Here is a 16,541-nt window from a genome sequence, read left to right on the forward strand (position 1 = left end):
CGTCCGGGCCCTGGCTTTCCCTTGCCCGCGGACGTTTACGGGATGTACCGGTTGCTGCGCAGATATTCCAGGTGTGTTCGCAGGCTCTCGTGGGAGTCGACGCAGTCATTGAATCCTGCCTGCCTGATCTTGATAGTGCTCTGCACCATGTCGAAGTCAGACGCCATCCAGCCGTCAACGAACGGCCACGAAGCAATGGTGTCCCACGGCGTTGGCCGCAGTCCGTGACGGTCCACCATCTTCTGCCACAGCCCGTCCTTGTCACCCATCTGATCTGACAGGGACAGGGGCTGGGGTTCGGCCGTCGGCATATCGAAGAACCCGGCCAGCACCTCCCAGAGTTGGTTCCACCGGAAGTTGTCACCGTTGGTGACATTGAAGATTTCGGCATGCGCTGCTTGAGCGGTCAGGGCCCACGAAACGGCCCGTGCAAGAAGTCCGGCATCCGTGGCTTGGTGCAGGGCCTTCCATGTTCCCGGCAGACCCGGGAAACGGAGCGGGACGCCTTCTTCCTTGCTTACTGCGGCGAAAACCGCCAACCCGTTGACGATGTTCATCGGGGATCCGGCGCTGAAACCGAACACGCCATCAGGGCGGAGAACGGTCCACGAGAAGTTGCGCTCCTGGCCGCGCTGCCTCAGCGCGTCCTCCTGGTTGTTGTAGAAAATGGGTCCAAGGAACCGGGGGTCTGATTCCTTGGCGGGCGTCTTGTAGTGGCCCAGGTGTTCCCCGTACGACTTCCCGCCTCCCACCATGACGACTCTCTCGAGGGTGGCGCCAGTGACCTCCAAAGCATCGAGGATATTGACCAGCATGGCGGTGTTGGGCTCCACAGCGGCCTTCATCGGGAGGTCCACGTAAGCGGCGTACACCACATGGGTGACCCTTGCCAGATCGGCGAAATTCTCTCTGACCGACGCCGGGTCAAGGAGGTCGACGCTGACGTGGCGAACGGTGCTCCGTTCGTGGAGCTCCTCCAGGGGGCCGCGCCGCGCAACCGTCACCACGTTCCAGCCGTCGTCGGCCAGGCGAAGGGCTGCCGCGCGTCCAATGACGCCATGCGCCCCGGCCACCAGTACCGTACCGGGGCCCTCGCTATGAAACTCTTTCATCACATGTCCATTCCCAGCTGACTGCTGTGGTTGAAATGGCATTGGGCCGGGCCAGGTGGCCCGGCCCAATGCCGAAGATGAACGCGCAGGTGCACGTTGTTTGTTAATGCTCGACGGCGGTAGCGGCCCTAGAGGGAGCCGGCGCCTTGGAGGGTGTCGTCGCCCGCTACGGCCTGGACGTGGTCGTGCGGGTCTCCCTTGTAAGCCCAGATCCGCTTGTACGAGCCGGTACCAAGATCGTCAAGCAGGTCCGGTCCCACCGGATTCCAACCGAGCTCGGCCCGGGCTTTTGCCGAATCCACGCGGCTGTTGCTCGAGATTGCTACGTCAACCCACCGCTGCCCCAAGGCTTCGTAGGCTACCTCGGGCGGGCATGACTCTGCTGACTCCAGGCCCACCAGCCTGGCGATGGTCTCTGCGATGTCGCCCATCCGGGCTTCACCCGAGGCCAGGTTGTAGACGCTCCCTGCAGGGGCGTTTTCCAAAGCCAGGAGGTAGGCCTCGGCAAGATCGGAAATGTACACGTTGGACCAGCGGTTGTCGCCTCGGCCCACATACAAGCTGCGTCCCGAGGTGATGGCCTGACGGATGAGCAAGGGCAATTGTTCGCTGGCGCCATCGCCAAAGATCATCGACGGCCGCAGGACCACCGTGTGGATCCCCCTTCCGGAGGCTTCGGTGACCGCTTGGTCGGTGGAGTACCGGGTGGCCACGATCTCTGCGGGGTCATGGACCACGTCTTCGGTGAAGACGGTCTGGTTCAGCTCACCCTGTGCCAGGTCTGTGTAGACGCCCGTTCCGCTGGTGCGGATGAACTTCTTTCCCGTTCCTTCCAGGGCCGAGAGGAACACCTGCGTTGAGTCAGCGTGATCGGCCGTAGCAGTGTCAACCACCGCATCGGCAGCCAGGGCAGCTTCGCGGAGGGTGGTGGCGTCGTCGAGTCCGCCGAGCACGGGATTGATGTCCCGGGCACGCAGGGCCTTGGCGCCGCTTTCGCTGCGGACGAGGCCGCTGACGGAGTGACCGGCCTGAAGGAACCTCTGTGACACCGCCTGTCCGATGTAGCCAGTGGCTCCAGTTACGAAGATATGCATTGTTTTCCTTTTCTCTGCGGGGTTTGTCTGGGGGCTGCTTAGGCCACGTGGTTCAGTTGTTCGTCCTGCTGCCCTTGGGGCAGGACGTTGGGACGGTCATCGTCCAGGAGGAGCCGGCTGATGGCCGAACAAACAGCTTCGGCCATGGTTCCGATCGGGGCGTGCTCCGGGTGAACGAGGTATCGCTGATAGTGATCCTCGGAGGGGAACACTGACATGTATCCGGTGACGTTGACGTCGTCGACGGCCCTGATGACCCGTACGTCCTCCAAATCCGGAATCTTGCCCGGAAGGCTCCTCAAGGCGTCTTCAAAGGTGCTGCGTGCCTCGTGGGTGATGTCCTCGGGAAAGGTGAAACTGACGAGTTGGTAGAACATCTTTCTGTGGCCTATCTGTTGTGGTGGTTCATTCGTCCGGGATGGGTCTTGTGCTCAACGGTGACGAAGATCAATGGCGACAGCCCAATATTTTCCAGATCGTGGAGCAGGTATTCGCCGGGAAGAAAATGGAAATGACGCGAATCGCCCACGGCATAGTCCACTTCCCGTGTGGTGCCGTCGTCTTCGTGCTGCCTGCTGCGTCCTGCGGTGACCGCAGTCCAGAAGTAGTCCAGGACATGACGGTGGGCGTGGAGGCGCTGACCCGGGTCCAGCCTGATTTCCCAGACCCTTACGTGGTCGGTCTCCGAGACGATTCTTTGTCCGACGTTGAAGTTGTAGGCGTTCTCATGAAAGTCGCGGAGGACTTCTTCCGGCCAGCCAACGAAGTTTCGGGCCACTACGGCTCCCGCTCGCTGGCTTCCACGTGGGACGGTGGCCGAGCTTTCCTGGGTTGTCACTAGGTGTCCTCTCGATGGCAGGCGAGGAGGAATCACACGAACGTGGTGACGCCTCCGTTGACGGTGTATTCGGCTCCGGTGATGAAGCTTGCGGCGGGTGATGCCAGGAAGAGGATGACTGGGGCGACGTCGTCGGCATTCCCCAGCCTCCCTACCGGCAGTCCCGAGTCATTGACGAACGCTTGGATTGCCTCTTCCCGCGGTACACCGAATTTGCGGGCCTGGGAGTCGAGGAATCCTCCGGGGCGATCCCACATTGAGGTGTAGATATGCGCCGGTGCAACTACATTGGACCTGATTCCCTTCGGCCCGAACTCGCGGGACAGCATCTTGGACAGAGACAGTACTGCGGCCTTGGAAACGCTGTAGTCCGGGGCATCCACCAGAGGGGTCCTTCCTGCTTCCGAGCCCACATGGACGATTGATCCTGAACCGGCCGCAATCATGGATGGCAGGACTTCCCGGCACATCCTCACATATGCCATGAAGTTAAGTTCCATGGTGGAACGCCACATATCGTCGGTGACGTCCAGGAAGCCCTCCCGGACCGACACCGCCCCAGCGTTGTTGACAAGGACGTCTATTCCACCGAATCGTTCAATGGCTTGTTGCACGGCGGGCCCGGGGGACTCCGGAAGAGCCAGATCCGCGGCAATGTGCAGGAGCCTGCCGGCCTCCGCGCCTTCAATGCCCGCCGTTTCCACGTGTTCGCGGCTGACTCCAACAACGTTTGCTCCTTCCTTGAGGAAGAGTTCCGCGGCAGCGAGCCCGATTCCCTGGCTCGCCCCTGTTATGAGGACAGTTTTGCCGCTGAAAGTTTGATTCATGGTCCGTGTTTGCCTTCCTCTGTTCATGCAAATCAGACGTTCGCAGAGGACACCGAGCCTAGCTGCCAGGCGGCGCAAGGTCCCGGGTTCGAGGGGCAAAGGATTGGTGGATATTCGTTTTAGTTCTTTTGCTTGGGTCCTGGGTTCCCTCGAATGGGCTTGAAATCAATGCTTCCACGAAGGGCGGCCGGGCGTCCAAGACCAGAATGCAATGCAGGGGCAAAGCGCTGCTTATGACTTCCCGGGGCCTCGTCAGGACCACATGAAGGAGTACGATCCCTCGCGTAATTCGTCCTGGAGCCCCGGCCCGTTTGGCTGCCAGCCCAGTTCAATCCTTGCCTTGGTAGCATCCACGCGGCAGTTGCCTGCAAGCACGCCATCGACGAACGTCACGCCGTATGCCGTGTAGGCCGTATCCATGGTGCATGACTGGGCATCGGCGTATCCGAGGATCCCGGCGATGTCCTGGGCGATGTCGCCCACTGACGATTCGCCGGCAGCGATGTTGTAGAGACTCCCTGCGGGTGCCTTGGCCAGGGCAAGCGCGAACGATTCAGCCGCGTCGGCGATGTACACGTGGGATTGCCTGTTGGCGCCCGGGCCTATGTACAGGCTTTGTCCCGCAGTGATGGCCCGCTTAATCAGGCCCCCGATCACAGGACCGCCAGCCTCCCCGTAGGCAATCGAAGGGCGAAGGACCGTGGTGTGAATGTCCCTCTCCGCGGCTTGCTGCACCCGGGCGTCCGTTTCGAGGATTTGGGCTATCCCCCGAATCGGAGAGACCGCCATCCCCTCTTTGTGGACGGTCCTGTTCAGCGAGCCAAGGGATGCGTCCACGTACACCCTTGCAGTGCTGCTTCGGATGTACCGTTTGCCAGTACCCTCCAGCGTGGCGAGGAACAGTTTCGCTGCCGGCAAGTGCCCTGAAACATCAACCACAGCATCCACCAGTTGCGTGACGTTCCGGATGGTCTCCCCGTCTTCGAGGGTGGCCAGAATGGGAGTTATCCCACGGGCCTCCAGGACCCTCGTTCCCGTCACAGTGTCCGTGAGCCCAAAGATCTCATGGCCTGCCATCTTGAGCCGTAAGGCAATTGCCAGTCCCAGGTACCCGGTTGAGCCGGTGACAAGTACAGACATTCTGATTCCCTTTCGGCTGAACGTCCCCGCGTGCTGCGCATTCCGCTATGCACGTCCGTGAACATCGTTCCACGGCAATTGCAGGGTCTCTAATAGAAATCCGTTGTGGGACCCATCGGGTTTGATTATGGCTTGGGTTCTTTGGACCGGCCGTTGCGCGGTTCCAGCACGGCTGGCAGTTCCTGCAGCAGTTCCACGTACCTCTCGGCGGTAGGCGACAACTTGGTGCGGCTGTACACAGACAAGTCCCGGGTCAGGGGAGGGAAGGGTTCCACAGCCACCCCGGGCCCGTCCATGGGGAGGGCGTTGGCTGGGAGCAACGCAACACCGGCGCCCGCTCCTGCCAGCTTGACGGCGCTGTCTATCTGCCCGGTGTGGAACACGAAATCAGGGGTGATATTGGTGGATTGCATGTACTCGCGGATGAATTCGCCCAGCCCGTGATTTCCTTCGAAGGTTATCCAGGAATGCGAGTGCAGCGAGCTCACGGGAAGGATCCCGCGGGACTGGGGTGCCCCTTGCGGGGCCTGTCCCGCATACGGTTGGACGTCTTTCAGGATGGGGTCCTCGGGAGCCAGATACAGCACAAAGATCTCATGGCCCAGGTCGATGACCGGTCCGCTCCACTGCTTGGGCGTGGGTCCGACCGCCAGATCTCCCGTTCCGGAGGCCACTGACTCCTCCAACGTCCTCCTGTGGGCGAACTCCAACAGGGTGACGGGAATCTTTGGGTTGTCGTTATGCCAACGGAGCAAAGAGGGCGGCAGGATGCCCGCGGCTATGGAGTGCACTGTGGCAATCACCAATTCGCCTGCTTCACCGTTGAGGACTTCGCGGGCCGCCCGCTTCGCGTCCTCGGCAGCCTTCAATGAGATGCGCGCGTGTTCAGCGTAGGCGCGGCCGGCAGGGGTCAGCCGCACCGTTCCGGTGGTTCGCTCTATGAGCTCACCACCCGCGGCGCGCTCCAGCGCGCGGATTTGTTGGCTTAGTCCTGGCTGGGATACACGGAGGAGTTCAGCCGCCCGGGTGAAGGACCCTTCCTCTGCCACGACCAGTAGGTATTCCATCTGCCTCAAAGTCACCTTATAAGCATAGGTTATGCAAGGCGCTGGAAATAGCTCTTGGACTTTCCTGTGTGCTGCGACACAAGCTGGTGACATCAGTTCAAAGCAGCGGCAGGCGGCCGCAATGCAAACGCCCCGGAGCACCGATTCACGATTTTGTTGAAGCCGTGCACCGATTCTTGGAGGTAACACGATGAAAAACGGAATGTTCGTCTTCGACTGCGTTGTTCACACGCAGGATTTCACCGATCGGCAGATCCGGCCCGGGGGTGACGGCCGGCAGGTTCGCGCGCACCGCACCAACCAGGGGCAGTTCAATAAGCTCATGGCCACCAAGGGTCCGGCCGACAAGCCGGACTACTACGATCCTGTGGATGTCGAATGGGCAAACAAGACGCTCTTTGAGCAGTCCGACACGGACATCGCGATGGTGTGCACGGTGCCGCTCTTTGGCCAATGGCAGAACTCGCTGGGGCCCGCCGAATTGAACTATCAACTGGCTGCTTCCAACCCGTCCCGTTTTTACTTCACCGGCGGCGTGGACCCCGTGTGGCAAGGGCTGGACTTCGCGCTGGAAGAGATGGAGCGGCAGGTCAAGGAGTGGGGTGCGGTCAGCTTCAAGTTCTACCAGTACCACGATGAGGAACACCACTGGCGGGCTGATGACAAGGAGATCGCCTACCCGCTGTGGGAAAAGGCAATCGAGCTCGGCATCAAGATGGTGCAGTTCCACAAGGGCTATCCCTTGGGCATGCAGCCGGTGGAAGCGTTCCGCCCCAATGACATTCAAATGGCCGCGTATGACTTCCCGGAATTGAACTTCGGGATCCACCACCTCGGCGATCCCTACGTCGATGAGCTGGTCAGCATTGCGTCCCGTTTTCCCAACATCTACTTGATGCTTCCGCTGTGGCACAACCAGTATTACCTTCAGCCCTACCCGATGCTGCACCGTCTGGGGCAGACCCTGCTCTTCGTCGGAGCGGACAAGCTTTGCTACGGATCTGAAGGCTTCCTGTGGCCGCACATGCAGACCTACATCGACACGTGGGCCAACCTCGAAATGCCCGAGGAACTCCAGGACAAGTACGGATACCCGGAGCTGACTCCGGAGATCAAGGAGCAGGTCTTTGGCTTGAACTTTGCCAAAGGCCTGGGGATTGACCTCGAGGTGAAGAAGAAGGAATTGGGGCTGCTGTGACGGGTGCAGCCAATCCAGAACCCCGGGAAGAAGACCTTCAAGAGGCCCTGTCCTACATTCGCCCCCTTCTCAAGGGGCACTCGGGTGACCTAACCATCGCAGCAGTTGAGGACGGTGTGGTGACTGTCGATTTCCATAACGCGTGCCACTCCTGCCCAGCCATATCAGTGACTTTTGCCGGTCTGGTCCGTTCCCGCCTGATGCAGGTGGACGGCGTAAAAGGTGTCAGGTCTTCGCAGGTCCACGCTTCCCAGAGGGCCTTGGACCGGATTGCTGCCACCCTTGGCAGTTCGGCGCATTACCGCCCTGGGCAGCCGGCTGCACGGCCGTCGCTGCCACTTCGGCCCACACAGCCAGCGGCGTGCCAGACGGCGGCCGTGGCCGATGCGGGAAGGTGCTGACGTGAACCCTTCCGAGCTCTCGTTCAGACTCGACGGCGGCGTCACCATGGTGACGGGCGGGGCGTCCGGCATTGGTAGTGCCATTGCCACGGCGTTGGCGGAAATGGGCAGCCACGTCGCCGTGGTGGACCTGCCGTCCAGTGATGCTTCGGCAACGTTGGAGGCCATCAGGGCGGCCGGAAGGAACGCTGAGTTCATTCCGGCTGATGTGACCAAGCCTGAACAGATGCAGGCTGCCGTGGAAAGGGTGGAAAGTTCGTTGGGTCCGCTCACGGCAGCGGTGAACTCGGCCGGAATTGCCCATGCCGTTGCGGCAGAAGACATGACCCTGGAGCAGTTCGAGCGCGTGTTCCAGATCAACGTCACCGGAGTGTTCCTGAGCTGCCAGGCGCAGGCCCGAGCCATGAAGCGCAACGGTGGGGGCGCGATCGTGAATTTGGCATCCATCTCCGGAATCGTCTCCCACCGGGAAATGCTCCAATCGCACTACAACAGTTCCAAGGCCGCCGTAGCGCACCTTTCAAAGTCGTTGGCGACAGAGTGGGCTCCCTACGGTATCCGGGTCAATTCCATTTCTCCCGGCTTTACCAGAACACCTATGAATGACCGTGCGGAAGTGGCAAGCATCCTGGACGAGGCCGTCACCCGGAACACGCCTTTGGGGCGTCCGGCCGAGCCGCTTGAAATGGCAGGGCCCGCGGTGTTCCTGCTGTCGTCTGCAGCCAGCTTCTGCACTGGCGCGGACCTCGTGGTGGATGGTGGCTTTACCGCCTGGTAGGACGCAACTCGCTGCCTCCCGCGATAACCCAGGGTTATCAGCTGCGAAGAATCTTTGACTTGGACTTATCGTGACGGTCCTCACAGACTTGAAATAGCTTCGCAGGTGCCCGGTCGAGGGCCGGCAAGCGGAAAGCCCCGCTACCCCGAGAGTGCGAAGAGCTTCACATCCCCAACCCTCATCACACCGTCGAGATTTTCTTACAGAGAGGTAAGGCCCATCGTGATGAACGAATCAAGCCGTACAACGCAAACGGACCCTGTTCAGGCAGGCCGTCAAAGGAAGCTGCGCCGCCCCACGGGAGTTGCTCTGGCGATGCTCGCCACGGCTGCCCTGGCGCTGACTGGTTGCAGCGCGGACGGAGCCGCCAACGCAGGCGGTTCGGGCAAAAAGACCATCGGCGTATCGATGCCTGAGTTTCACTCATTGTTTTACGTAGCCGCCGTTGATGGCATGAAGAAGGCCGCTGCCGACGAAGGCTATGAACTCGTCATCCTGAATGCAAACGGCAATTCCTCGCAGCAGGTCAACCAGGTTCAGAACCTGGTGACCCAGCAAGTCGGGGCAGTCATTTTCGCCATGCAGGATGCGACGGCCGGTGCGGCCGGTGTTGCGGAGGCCAAGGGGGCAAACATCCCCGTTATTGCCATTGACCAGCGGCCCCAGGGCGACGTAACAACCTTCATTGGCAGCGACAGCATCAAGGCTTCCACGGAACTCTGCGACTACCTGGCCAAGCAGATGGGCGGCAAGGGAAACCTGGCCATCATCAAGGGCGTGCTTGGTTCCTCCACAGAGATTGAGCGCTCCAAAGGATGCGGAAGCATTCTGGAAAAGAATCCGGACATCAAGGTGGTCTCCACCACCAACGCCGACTGGGACGAGAACAAGGCCTACAACGTGGCCCAGGATGTCCTGACGGCCAACCCTGACCTGCAGGCAATCTTTGCCCAAAATGACGGAATGGCCCTTGGTGCGGCGAAGGCAGCAGCGCAGGCCGGCCGCTCCAACCTCAAGATCGTCAGCGTTGACGGCTTCCCTCAGGTCTATGACGCCATCGAGGCCGGGCAGGTTCTGGCCACGATGTCCCAGGAACCCTTCCAAATGGGCGAGTTGGCCGTTCGCACCGCCATTGAAGCGATGAAGGGCGATGCTGCCTCCATTGAAAAGGAGCAACTGCAGCCAACCGTCCTGGTGACAAAAGAGAACCTCGAAGAGGCTCGTTCCGCCGGATACTACGGCCCCGCGAAATAGCACGGAGCCGGCCTGCCCTGTACCGGGCAGGCCGGCACTTCCCCCGAACCAAGAAGGAAATCCATGTCAATCCTGAGCACGGGACCGGCACCCCTCAACGGAGGAACGCTGACCGAGGAGCCCAACGCCCTCAAAGGAATAGGCCTCACCAAACAGTACGGCGGCAACACAGTTCTGCACGGAGTGGACATCACGCTGAAGGCGGGAACGGTCCTGGGATTCATCGGTGAGAATGGCGCTGGAAAGTCCACCCTGAGCTCCATCCTGGCGGGTATCAAATCTCCGGATGCCGGCGAAATGTGGCTGAACGGAACTCCCTACGCTCCCACCGGTCCAGCCTCGGCGTTGAACAGTGGGGTTGCCATCATCCACCAGGAAATCAAGATGGTGCCGCGGCTCAGCGTCGCTGAGAACATGTTCCTGGGACGGTGGCCGAAAAAGCGGGGCCGCGTGGATACAGCATCCATGGCCGAGCAGGCTGAATCGGCGTTGGCCGTTCTGGGAGCCAAAATAGACCCACGCCGGGCCGTCGCCGGGTTGTCCATGGCGGCCCAACAGGAGATAGAGATCGCCAAGGCAATTCTTCGCGATCCGTCCTACGTGATCTTCGACGAGCCGTCCGCCTCTCTGGGGCAGGAGGAGACCGAGAAGGTCCTTGATCAAATCCGGATCCTCCGTGACCGGGGCGCAGGCGTGATCTATATCAGTCACCGCCTGGACGAAATCTCCGCGATTGCCGATGAAATACTCTGCCTCCGGGATGGTCGCCGTGCGATGGCGTGGGACACCGGAAGGGTCACCAAGGACCAGATGATTCACGCCATGGTGGGGAGGGAATTCGTTTACGCCCATCAGGAACCGGAACCAGCCCAAGAGGACGTGGTGCTGGAAGTGGACGGCCTGACCCGTCAGGGAGTCTTCAGCGATGTTTCCTTCTCGGTCCGCAAGGGGGAGATCCTGGGGATGTCCGGCTTGGTCGGTGCGGGTCGCACGGAAGTTGTGAGGACCCTCGCCGGAGCCGACCGGGCGGATGCCGGAAAGGTGACGGTCGAAGGTAAGGCCGTTGAGATCCGCAATGTTGCAGGTGCCATACGCGAAGGCATTTTCATGGTCCCTGAAGACCGCAAAGGCCAGGGGTTGAACCTTGGCAGGAGCGGGGGAGAGAACATGGTCCTGCCGTGGGAAAACACCCTGACCCCCAGCGGCTTCGTCACCAACAGGACCGTGAAGCGCGTCGAGCGCGAGCAAGCCCTTGAACTGGACATTCGGGGCAATCTGAGCATCCCGGTCCTGTTCCTGTCCGGAGGAAACCAGCAAAAGGTCCTGCTGGCCAAATGGCTGGTCCGGAAACCGAAAGTGCTCATCCTTGATGAACCCACTCGTGGCGTGGATGTCGGTGCCAAGGCAGCCATCTACGAGATCGTCAGGAAGCTGGCAGCTGAAGGGGTAGCGATCATCGTTGTCTCTTCCGAACTTGAAGAGGTCCTGGGCCTTTCCCATCGCGTACTTGTCATGGCAGGGGGAAGGCAGCGCGGCATTCTGAGCCGGGACGAAGCCCTTCCAGACCGTGTCATGGAACTCTCAGTGCCGTAGCGCACTTCATGCCCTTCACGACAGAAAGTTAAGATAGTGCCCACAACAAATACCATCGGCGCCAAGGCCGAGCCAGGCGCCCGGCATAACACCGGCTCAGGCATCGGCCCCGAGCCATTGCAAGCAAGGATCAAGCAGCTCGCCAAGAGTGTCCCGGGCCCCGTGATCGGCCTGGTGGTCATTTGCATCGCGATGTCGCTGCTCTCGCCGTACTTCCTCACTCCGAACAACCTCATTAACGTCCTCAGCCAGGTTTCCTACATCGGGATGATGGCCGTGGGGGCCGCGTTGGTCATCATCCTCGGTGGAATAGACCTTTCTGTGGGTTCCACCATGGCGTTGTCATTCATGGCTACGGCGTTCCTCTATAAGGAAATCGGCTTGCCGTTTTGGCTCGCCATGGTTTGCGGGCTCATTCTGGGTGCCTTCATCGGACTGGTGAACGGGCTCCTGGTGACTTTCGGGCATGTCCAGCCATTTATCGCGACGCTGGCAACCATGTTCGCCGGTGCGGGGCTGGCTCTGTACATCACCAATGGAAACCCGGTGGTCGGCTTCCCTGATTGGTTCCTCGGCCTGTCCCGTACGCGACTGCTGGGAATCCCGTTGCAGGTCTACCTCATGCTCCTGGTCTTCATTCTTGCCGCTCTGTGGTTGCGGTACCGGCCCTCCGGCCGCCAGCTCTACGCCATTGGCGGCAACGAGGAAGTAGCCCGCCTGTCAGGTATCAGCGTCCGGCTTGCCCAGGCACGCGTCTACGTCATTGCCGGGTTCCTGGCGGCCCTCGCCGGTCTGGCAGTCGGAGCCCGGTTGGATTCGGCGCAGCCAACTGCGGGAAGTGCCTCCGATCTGTTGAGCGTGATCGCCGCAGTTGTTATTGGCGGGGCCAGCTTGTCCGGCGGTGTGGGTTCCATGTTCAGTACGTTCATTGGCCTTCTGATTATCGGCGTCCTCAACAACGGGCTTACCCTGCTGAACGTGTCGCCGAATCTCCAACCGGTGGTGATCGGCGTCGTGATTGTGCTGGCGGTCATCAGCGACCGTGGCAACCTTCCGCTGAAACGAACATGACTCCACTTCCAACAAGCGAACGCTCCCTCCACGAATTGTGGAGGGAGCGTTCGTTTTTGTCAGGTGGGGTTTGTTCAGAGTTCGTGGGGATTGGGCTGCCCGTTCCAAGCAGTGACTCCGCCGTCAGCGGTCAGGATGTGTCCGTTGATATAAGAGGCGTCGGCTGAGGCGAGGAAGGTGAACGCAGGGGCAATCTCCTCCGGGACGGCAATGCGGCCCAACGGGATGGAACGTCCAAAGGCTTCTTTGAGGCCGGCGGTGGTATCCAGGTTCTTCTGCAGCAGCGGCGTCAGTACAGGTCCGGGAGCCACGGCGTTGCAGCGCACACCCCGCTGGGCGTAGTCCACCGCGACGCTGCGGGTGAAGTTGATGACCGCACCCTTCGAGGCGTCGTAGGCGGCATAGCTGTAGTCAGCGCCGATACCTGAGACGCTCGCAGTATTAACGATGTTGCCTTGGGAGCGGATCAGGTGGGGAAGTGCGGCCCGTGTTGCGTAAAACAGGCCATCCACGTTGACCTTCATGACGGTCCGCCAGAGCTCGTTCGAGGTGGTTGCCGCCGGGCCCGTCGGGGCGATGCCGGCATTGTTGACCAGTACATCCAGCGTGCCAAGTTCTTCCACACTCTCGTTAATGACGGCGGCGATGGCGTCCGGATCGCTGACGTCGGCCACCTTGAGTGTCATTTGCGCCGATAGGACAGAGTTTCGCTCCCGAAACCGTTCCATCGGTTCTGCGCTGAGGTCCAAACCGACGACGTTGGCCCCTTCAAGGAGGAACCTCTTGAAGACGGCAGCCCCCAGTCCAGACCCGGCCCCCGTGACGATGACTGTTTTTCCGAGGAATCGATTCTGATCCATTTGCTACTCCATATTTTTCACGTGGCTTCGCACCACAGCGGGACAAAGGCGAGAAAGAATGTCAATTATTATCGCCAAGCAGACATTATGTCCGTACTATAAGAACAGGCTACTTGACTAGTGGTTCGTTTCGAAGGGGTTGCGCTAAAAATGAAGATTGATCTCACTGGCAAGACAGCTTTGGTCACGGGTTCATCCCAGGGCATCGGCCTGGCCATCGCCACGGCGCTGGCCACGTCGGGAGCCGATGTGGTGCTTAGCGGCAGGAGCCGTGACTCGCTGGATGACGCCGCCTCTGCTGTTTCGGAGGCCGCCGGAGTCCGCAAGCCCCGGACTGTGGCAGCGGATCTGGGTACCAAACAGGGAATTGCGGATCTGCTGGGGGAAGTGGCCGGCATCGACATCTTGGTCAACAACCTTGGTATTTACGAGTCCAAGGACGCCATGGACATCACCGACGACGACTGGCAGGACTACCTGGATGTCAACTTGCTCTCCGCTGTTCGGTTGACGCGGGCCCTTCTCCCCGCCATGATGCAGCAGAAGTGGGGCAGGGTCCTGTACCTCGCCAGCGATGCCGCCATCGCCGTGCCCCACGACATGCTGCACTATGGTGTGTCGAAGACCGCCTTGGTTGCGGCGGCCAGGGGCTATGCCAAGGTGGCTGCAGGATCCGGCGTGACGGTCAACTCGGTAATAGCCGGGCCCACCAGGACCGACGGCGCCGTCCGCTTCATCAGGAGCAAGTTTGGCCCGGTCATGCCGTGGGAGGAAGCCGAGGGCAAATTCATGTCCACTGAACGCTCCGCCTCCCTGATCAAGCGGCTCATCGACCCGGCCGAGATCGCCAACATGGTGGTCTACCTCAGTTCTCCCCAGGCCTCGGCCACCACTGGCGGCGCTCTGAGGGTCGACGGCGGTTACGTCGACTCGATCTTTCCCTAGGAGAAAGACGGCAGAACGTGCCGGGCCACTTCTTCCATCGCCTGCTCCACCGGCCGTGAACTGGGCCTGAAATTCAGGGCCACGTGGGCAACCCCCGATTCTTCCAGCTCCGCCAGATACCGGACGAGGGAGTTGCGGCCCAGGCGGGCGCCGAAGCGGATCGGTTCCACCGGCGCCCACGGGTCTTCCAGAAGGTCCACCAGCATGGTGGTCAGCACAGGCTTGGCTTGTCCGTCCGGAACGGCGTGGTTCCAGCGATTCACCACTGGTTTCATGAGCGGCCCGGAACGGTGGTAGGTCATGTAGCCGTCCATGGCGGAGGCGATCCAGTCCGTGCTCTGTTGGGCGCGGCCCACCGCCACCAGGGGAATTTCGGCTTGGGCGGGCGCCGGCAGGACCTTTATGGCGTTGTCCGGGCCGGAGCTTTCGCGCCATGCCGTCCGGATGGTGTCCACCGCGGAGCGGTACCGCTCGCCGCGCGACTCGAAATCGGCGTCGAACGCTGGATACTCATTGGGCCGGTCGCCCGAGGCGACGCCCAGGATAAGGCGGCCTCCGGAGAGCTGATCGATGGACGCTGCCATCTTGGCCACATGCAGGGGGTGGCGCAGTGGAAGGACCACTGCGGCGGTTCCCAGCAGGATCGATTCGGTAACGCCCGCAAGGTAGCCCAGGTAGGGAAAGGGATCGAACACCTGGCCGGCGTCGCCGAAAGCGGGCACCCAGAGAGGGACGTCGCGAAGCCAGAGGGCTTTGAAACCCAGCCGGTCCGCAAGTTCGGCCCTGCGCCGCTGATGGCTAAGGTCCGGAATGCCGAACTGGGCGTCGGACTCCGCCCGGCTGAACCGGGCGAAATCATTATCCAAGGGAAACTCGACGCCGATACTCAGGCCGTCGTCGTTCCGGCTGAGCGCTGCCAAAGCGGGCGATGGGCGGTGGGATATGTCTGCTGTCCGGGTCATGCCGGCCTCTCGATCAGGGGAGTTGGATTTCGGTGACTGTGGTTCTCAGCGTGAGTATTCTTCGACCACTTGTGGTGCTGCATGCCGGGGCGTCTGGGCGGAAATCCGTGCTGCGCGGCGGGCGTTGGTTGCGGCGATCACCATGACGATGAGTCCCAGGAAGGTGATGGCGGAACCGGCCCAGATGGGTGAGGTGTACCCCCAGCCGGCCGTGATGGTGACGCCACCGAGCCAGGCGCCCAGGGCGTTGCCGACGTTGAAGGCTCCGATGTTGGCGCCCGAGGCAAGGGTTGGTGCGTTCTTGGCGTAGTTCATAACGCGCATTTGCAACCCGGGAACCGTGGCAAAGCCGAAGCCGCCCATGAGGACCAGGAACACGATGGTGAGAGGCTGGTTGCCGGCCGTCAGGGCGAAGGCCACCAGGACCACCACCAATACGGCGAGTATCACCAACAGTGTGCGGTCGACGTTGCGGTCAGCTGCCTTGCCACCCAGTGCGTTGCCCACAAACAGGCCCACACCGAAGAGGATCAACAGCCACGGAACGGTGCTTGCCGAGAAGTGGGAGACTTCCGTCAGCGTAAAGGCGATGTAGGTGAACGCGCCGAACATTCCGCCGTAGCCCAAGACCGTCACAGCGATGGAGAGCCAGACCTGGCCTGACTTGAAGGCGCGCAGCTCACTGCGGATACCGGCCGACGGCGTGTCGTCGGCGCCCGCTGTACGTGGCACGAACGTCAGGATGCCGATGAGGGCCAGGACTCCGATAACGCTGATGGCCCAGAATGTGGACCGCCATCCGGCTGTTTGGCCCAGCATGGTGCCGAAGGGCACGCCGAGTACATTTGCGGCTGTCAGGCCCGTGAACATGATGGCAATGGCCGCGGCTTTCCGGGTGCGGTCCACCATGCCGGCCGCCACTACCGATCCGATGCCAAAGAATGCACCGTGAGCCAGGGCCGCGATGATCCGTCCCGACATCATGGTCCAGTAGTCGGGGGCGATCGCTGAGAGGACGTTGCCCACTACGAAAACGCTAAGAAGCAATGCGAGGGCGTTTTTCCGGTCCATGCGCGCCATGGCCAGGGTGAGCAGCAGGGCTCCCACCACCACTGCGAGGGCGTAGCCGGAGATCAGCCAGCCGGCGGTTGCCTCACTCACGGCGAAATCGGCGGAGACTTCGGGGAGAAGTCCCATGATCACGAACTCGGTGAGTCCGATGCCAAAGCCACCCAAGGCTAAGGCGATGAGCCCGACAGGCATAACAATCTCCTTGAAATCTTTACGTCAGAGGATAGTGCGCGTAAGCTGTTAGTTGCAGACGCTTGTAATATCTTTGCACAAGAAGATACAACGCGCAAGCAACTACTTTGCGGGTGCGTGAATGACGTGGTCGGCGCG

Annotated in this window: 17 protein-coding genes; 7 read left to right on the plus strand and 10 right to left on the minus strand. The window is 61.1% G+C overall.

Translation table 11 applies throughout. The features are described 5' to 3' along the window. Positions 1–35 precede the first annotated feature (35 nt). From FQP90_RS14795 to FQP90_RS14825, 7 genes are all read right to left on the minus strand, one after another. A complete protein-coding gene (locus tag FQP90_RS14795; RefSeq protein WP_144651764.1) occupies positions 36–1,112 on the minus strand; it encodes an SDR family oxidoreductase in 1,077 nt (358 codons plus the stop codon). Between the two features lie 128 nt (positions 1,113–1,240). After that, positions 1,241–2,206, minus strand: a complete 966-nt coding sequence (locus tag FQP90_RS14800; RefSeq protein ID WP_144651765.1) for an NAD-dependent epimerase/dehydratase family protein — start codon at positions 2,204–2,206, stop codon at positions 1,241–1,243. A 38-nt stretch (positions 2,207–2,244) separates the two neighbouring features. Continuing rightward, complete coding sequence (locus FQP90_RS14805; RefSeq protein ID WP_144651767.1) at positions 2,245–2,583, minus strand: Dabb family protein; 339 nt, start codon at positions 2,581–2,583, stop codon at positions 2,245–2,247. 11 nt (positions 2,584–2,594) lie between these two features. After that, positions 2,595–3,044, minus strand: a complete 450-nt coding sequence (locus FQP90_RS14810) for a hypothetical protein (protein ID WP_244296789.1) — start codon at positions 3,042–3,044, stop codon at positions 2,595–2,597. 32 nt (positions 3,045–3,076) lie between these two features. Continuing rightward, positions 3,077–3,871 (minus strand): SDR family NAD(P)-dependent oxidoreductase, encoded by a 795-nt coding sequence (locus FQP90_RS14815; RefSeq protein WP_144651771.1) that lies wholly within the window; start codon positions 3,869–3,871, stop codon positions 3,077–3,079. Positions 3,872–4,123: 252 nt separating this feature from the next. Continuing rightward, the gene (locus tag FQP90_RS14820; RefSeq protein WP_144651773.1) at positions 4,124–5,011 is read right to left on the minus strand and encodes an NAD-dependent epimerase/dehydratase family protein; all 888 of its coding nucleotides are present in this window, start codon (positions 5,009–5,011) and stop codon (positions 4,124–4,126) included. A 125-nt stretch (positions 5,012–5,136) separates the two neighbouring features. Next, positions 5,137–6,093 (minus strand): LysR family transcriptional regulator, encoded by a 957-nt coding sequence (locus tag FQP90_RS14825; protein ID WP_244296790.1) that lies wholly within the window; start codon positions 6,091–6,093, stop codon positions 5,137–5,139. Positions 6,094–6,268: 175 nt separating this feature from the next. Here FQP90_RS14825 and FQP90_RS14830 point away from each other — a divergent pair, with 175 nt between their 5' ends. The 6 genes from FQP90_RS14830 (at position 6,269) to FQP90_RS14855 (ending at position 12,373) form a co-directional block, all read left to right on the plus strand. Beyond that, a complete protein-coding gene (locus FQP90_RS14830; RefSeq protein ID WP_144651775.1) occupies positions 6,269–7,276 on the plus strand; it encodes an amidohydrolase family protein in 1,008 nt (335 codons plus the stop codon). Then, positions 7,273–7,677, plus strand: a complete 405-nt coding sequence (locus tag FQP90_RS14835) for a NifU family protein (RefSeq protein ID WP_144651777.1) — start codon at positions 7,273–7,275, stop codon at positions 7,675–7,677. Before FQP90_RS14830 ends, FQP90_RS14835 begins: the two co-directional genes overlap by 4 nt. Position 7,678: 1 nt before the next feature. Next, complete coding sequence (locus tag FQP90_RS14840; RefSeq protein ID WP_244296791.1) at positions 7,679–8,455, plus strand: SDR family oxidoreductase; 777 nt, start codon at positions 7,679–7,681, stop codon at positions 8,453–8,455. 225 nt (positions 8,456–8,680) lie between these two features. After that, complete coding sequence (locus FQP90_RS14845; protein WP_244296792.1) at positions 8,681–9,709, plus strand: substrate-binding domain-containing protein; 1,029 nt, start codon at positions 8,681–8,683, stop codon at positions 9,707–9,709. Positions 9,710–9,772: 63 nt separating this feature from the next. Beyond that, positions 9,773–11,302, plus strand: a complete 1,530-nt coding sequence (locus FQP90_RS14850) for a sugar ABC transporter ATP-binding protein (protein WP_144651780.1) — start codon at positions 9,773–9,775, stop codon at positions 11,300–11,302. A gap of 36 nt (positions 11,303–11,338) precedes the next feature. Beyond that, entirely contained in the window at positions 11,339–12,373 is a 1,035-nt protein-coding gene (locus tag FQP90_RS14855) for an ABC transporter permease (protein WP_144651782.1), read from the plus strand. 74 nt (positions 12,374–12,447) lie between these two features. On the opposite strand, the gene FQP90_RS14860 is transcribed toward FQP90_RS14855, so the two are convergent. Next, complete coding sequence (locus FQP90_RS14860; RefSeq protein ID WP_144651784.1) at positions 12,448–13,233, minus strand: SDR family NAD(P)-dependent oxidoreductase; 786 nt, start codon at positions 13,231–13,233, stop codon at positions 12,448–12,450. A 150-nt stretch (positions 13,234–13,383) separates the two neighbouring features. Between FQP90_RS14860 and FQP90_RS14865 the strand changes: the two genes are divergently transcribed. Then, positions 13,384–14,178, plus strand: coding sequence for an SDR family NAD(P)-dependent oxidoreductase (locus FQP90_RS14865; protein ID WP_144651786.1), 795 nt, complete (start codon positions 13,384–13,386; stop codon positions 14,176–14,178). Here the strand turns inward: FQP90_RS14865 and FQP90_RS14870 are convergent. Then, positions 14,175–15,140, minus strand: coding sequence for an LLM class oxidoreductase (locus tag FQP90_RS14870; RefSeq protein WP_144651788.1), 966 nt, complete (start codon positions 15,138–15,140; stop codon positions 14,175–14,177). The two genes, FQP90_RS14865 and FQP90_RS14870, sit on opposite strands and share 4 nt — an antisense overlap. A 45-nt stretch (positions 15,141–15,185) precedes the next feature. Further along, a complete protein-coding gene (locus FQP90_RS14875) occupies positions 15,186–16,403 on the minus strand; it encodes an MFS transporter (protein WP_144651790.1) in 1,218 nt (405 codons plus the stop codon). Positions 16,404–16,541: the final 138 nt, after the last annotated feature.

This window comes from Paenarthrobacter nitroguajacolicus, from assembly GCF_007786235.1.
GTDB lineage: Bacteria > Actinomycetota > Actinomycetes > Actinomycetales > Micrococcaceae > Arthrobacter > Arthrobacter nitroguajacolicus_A.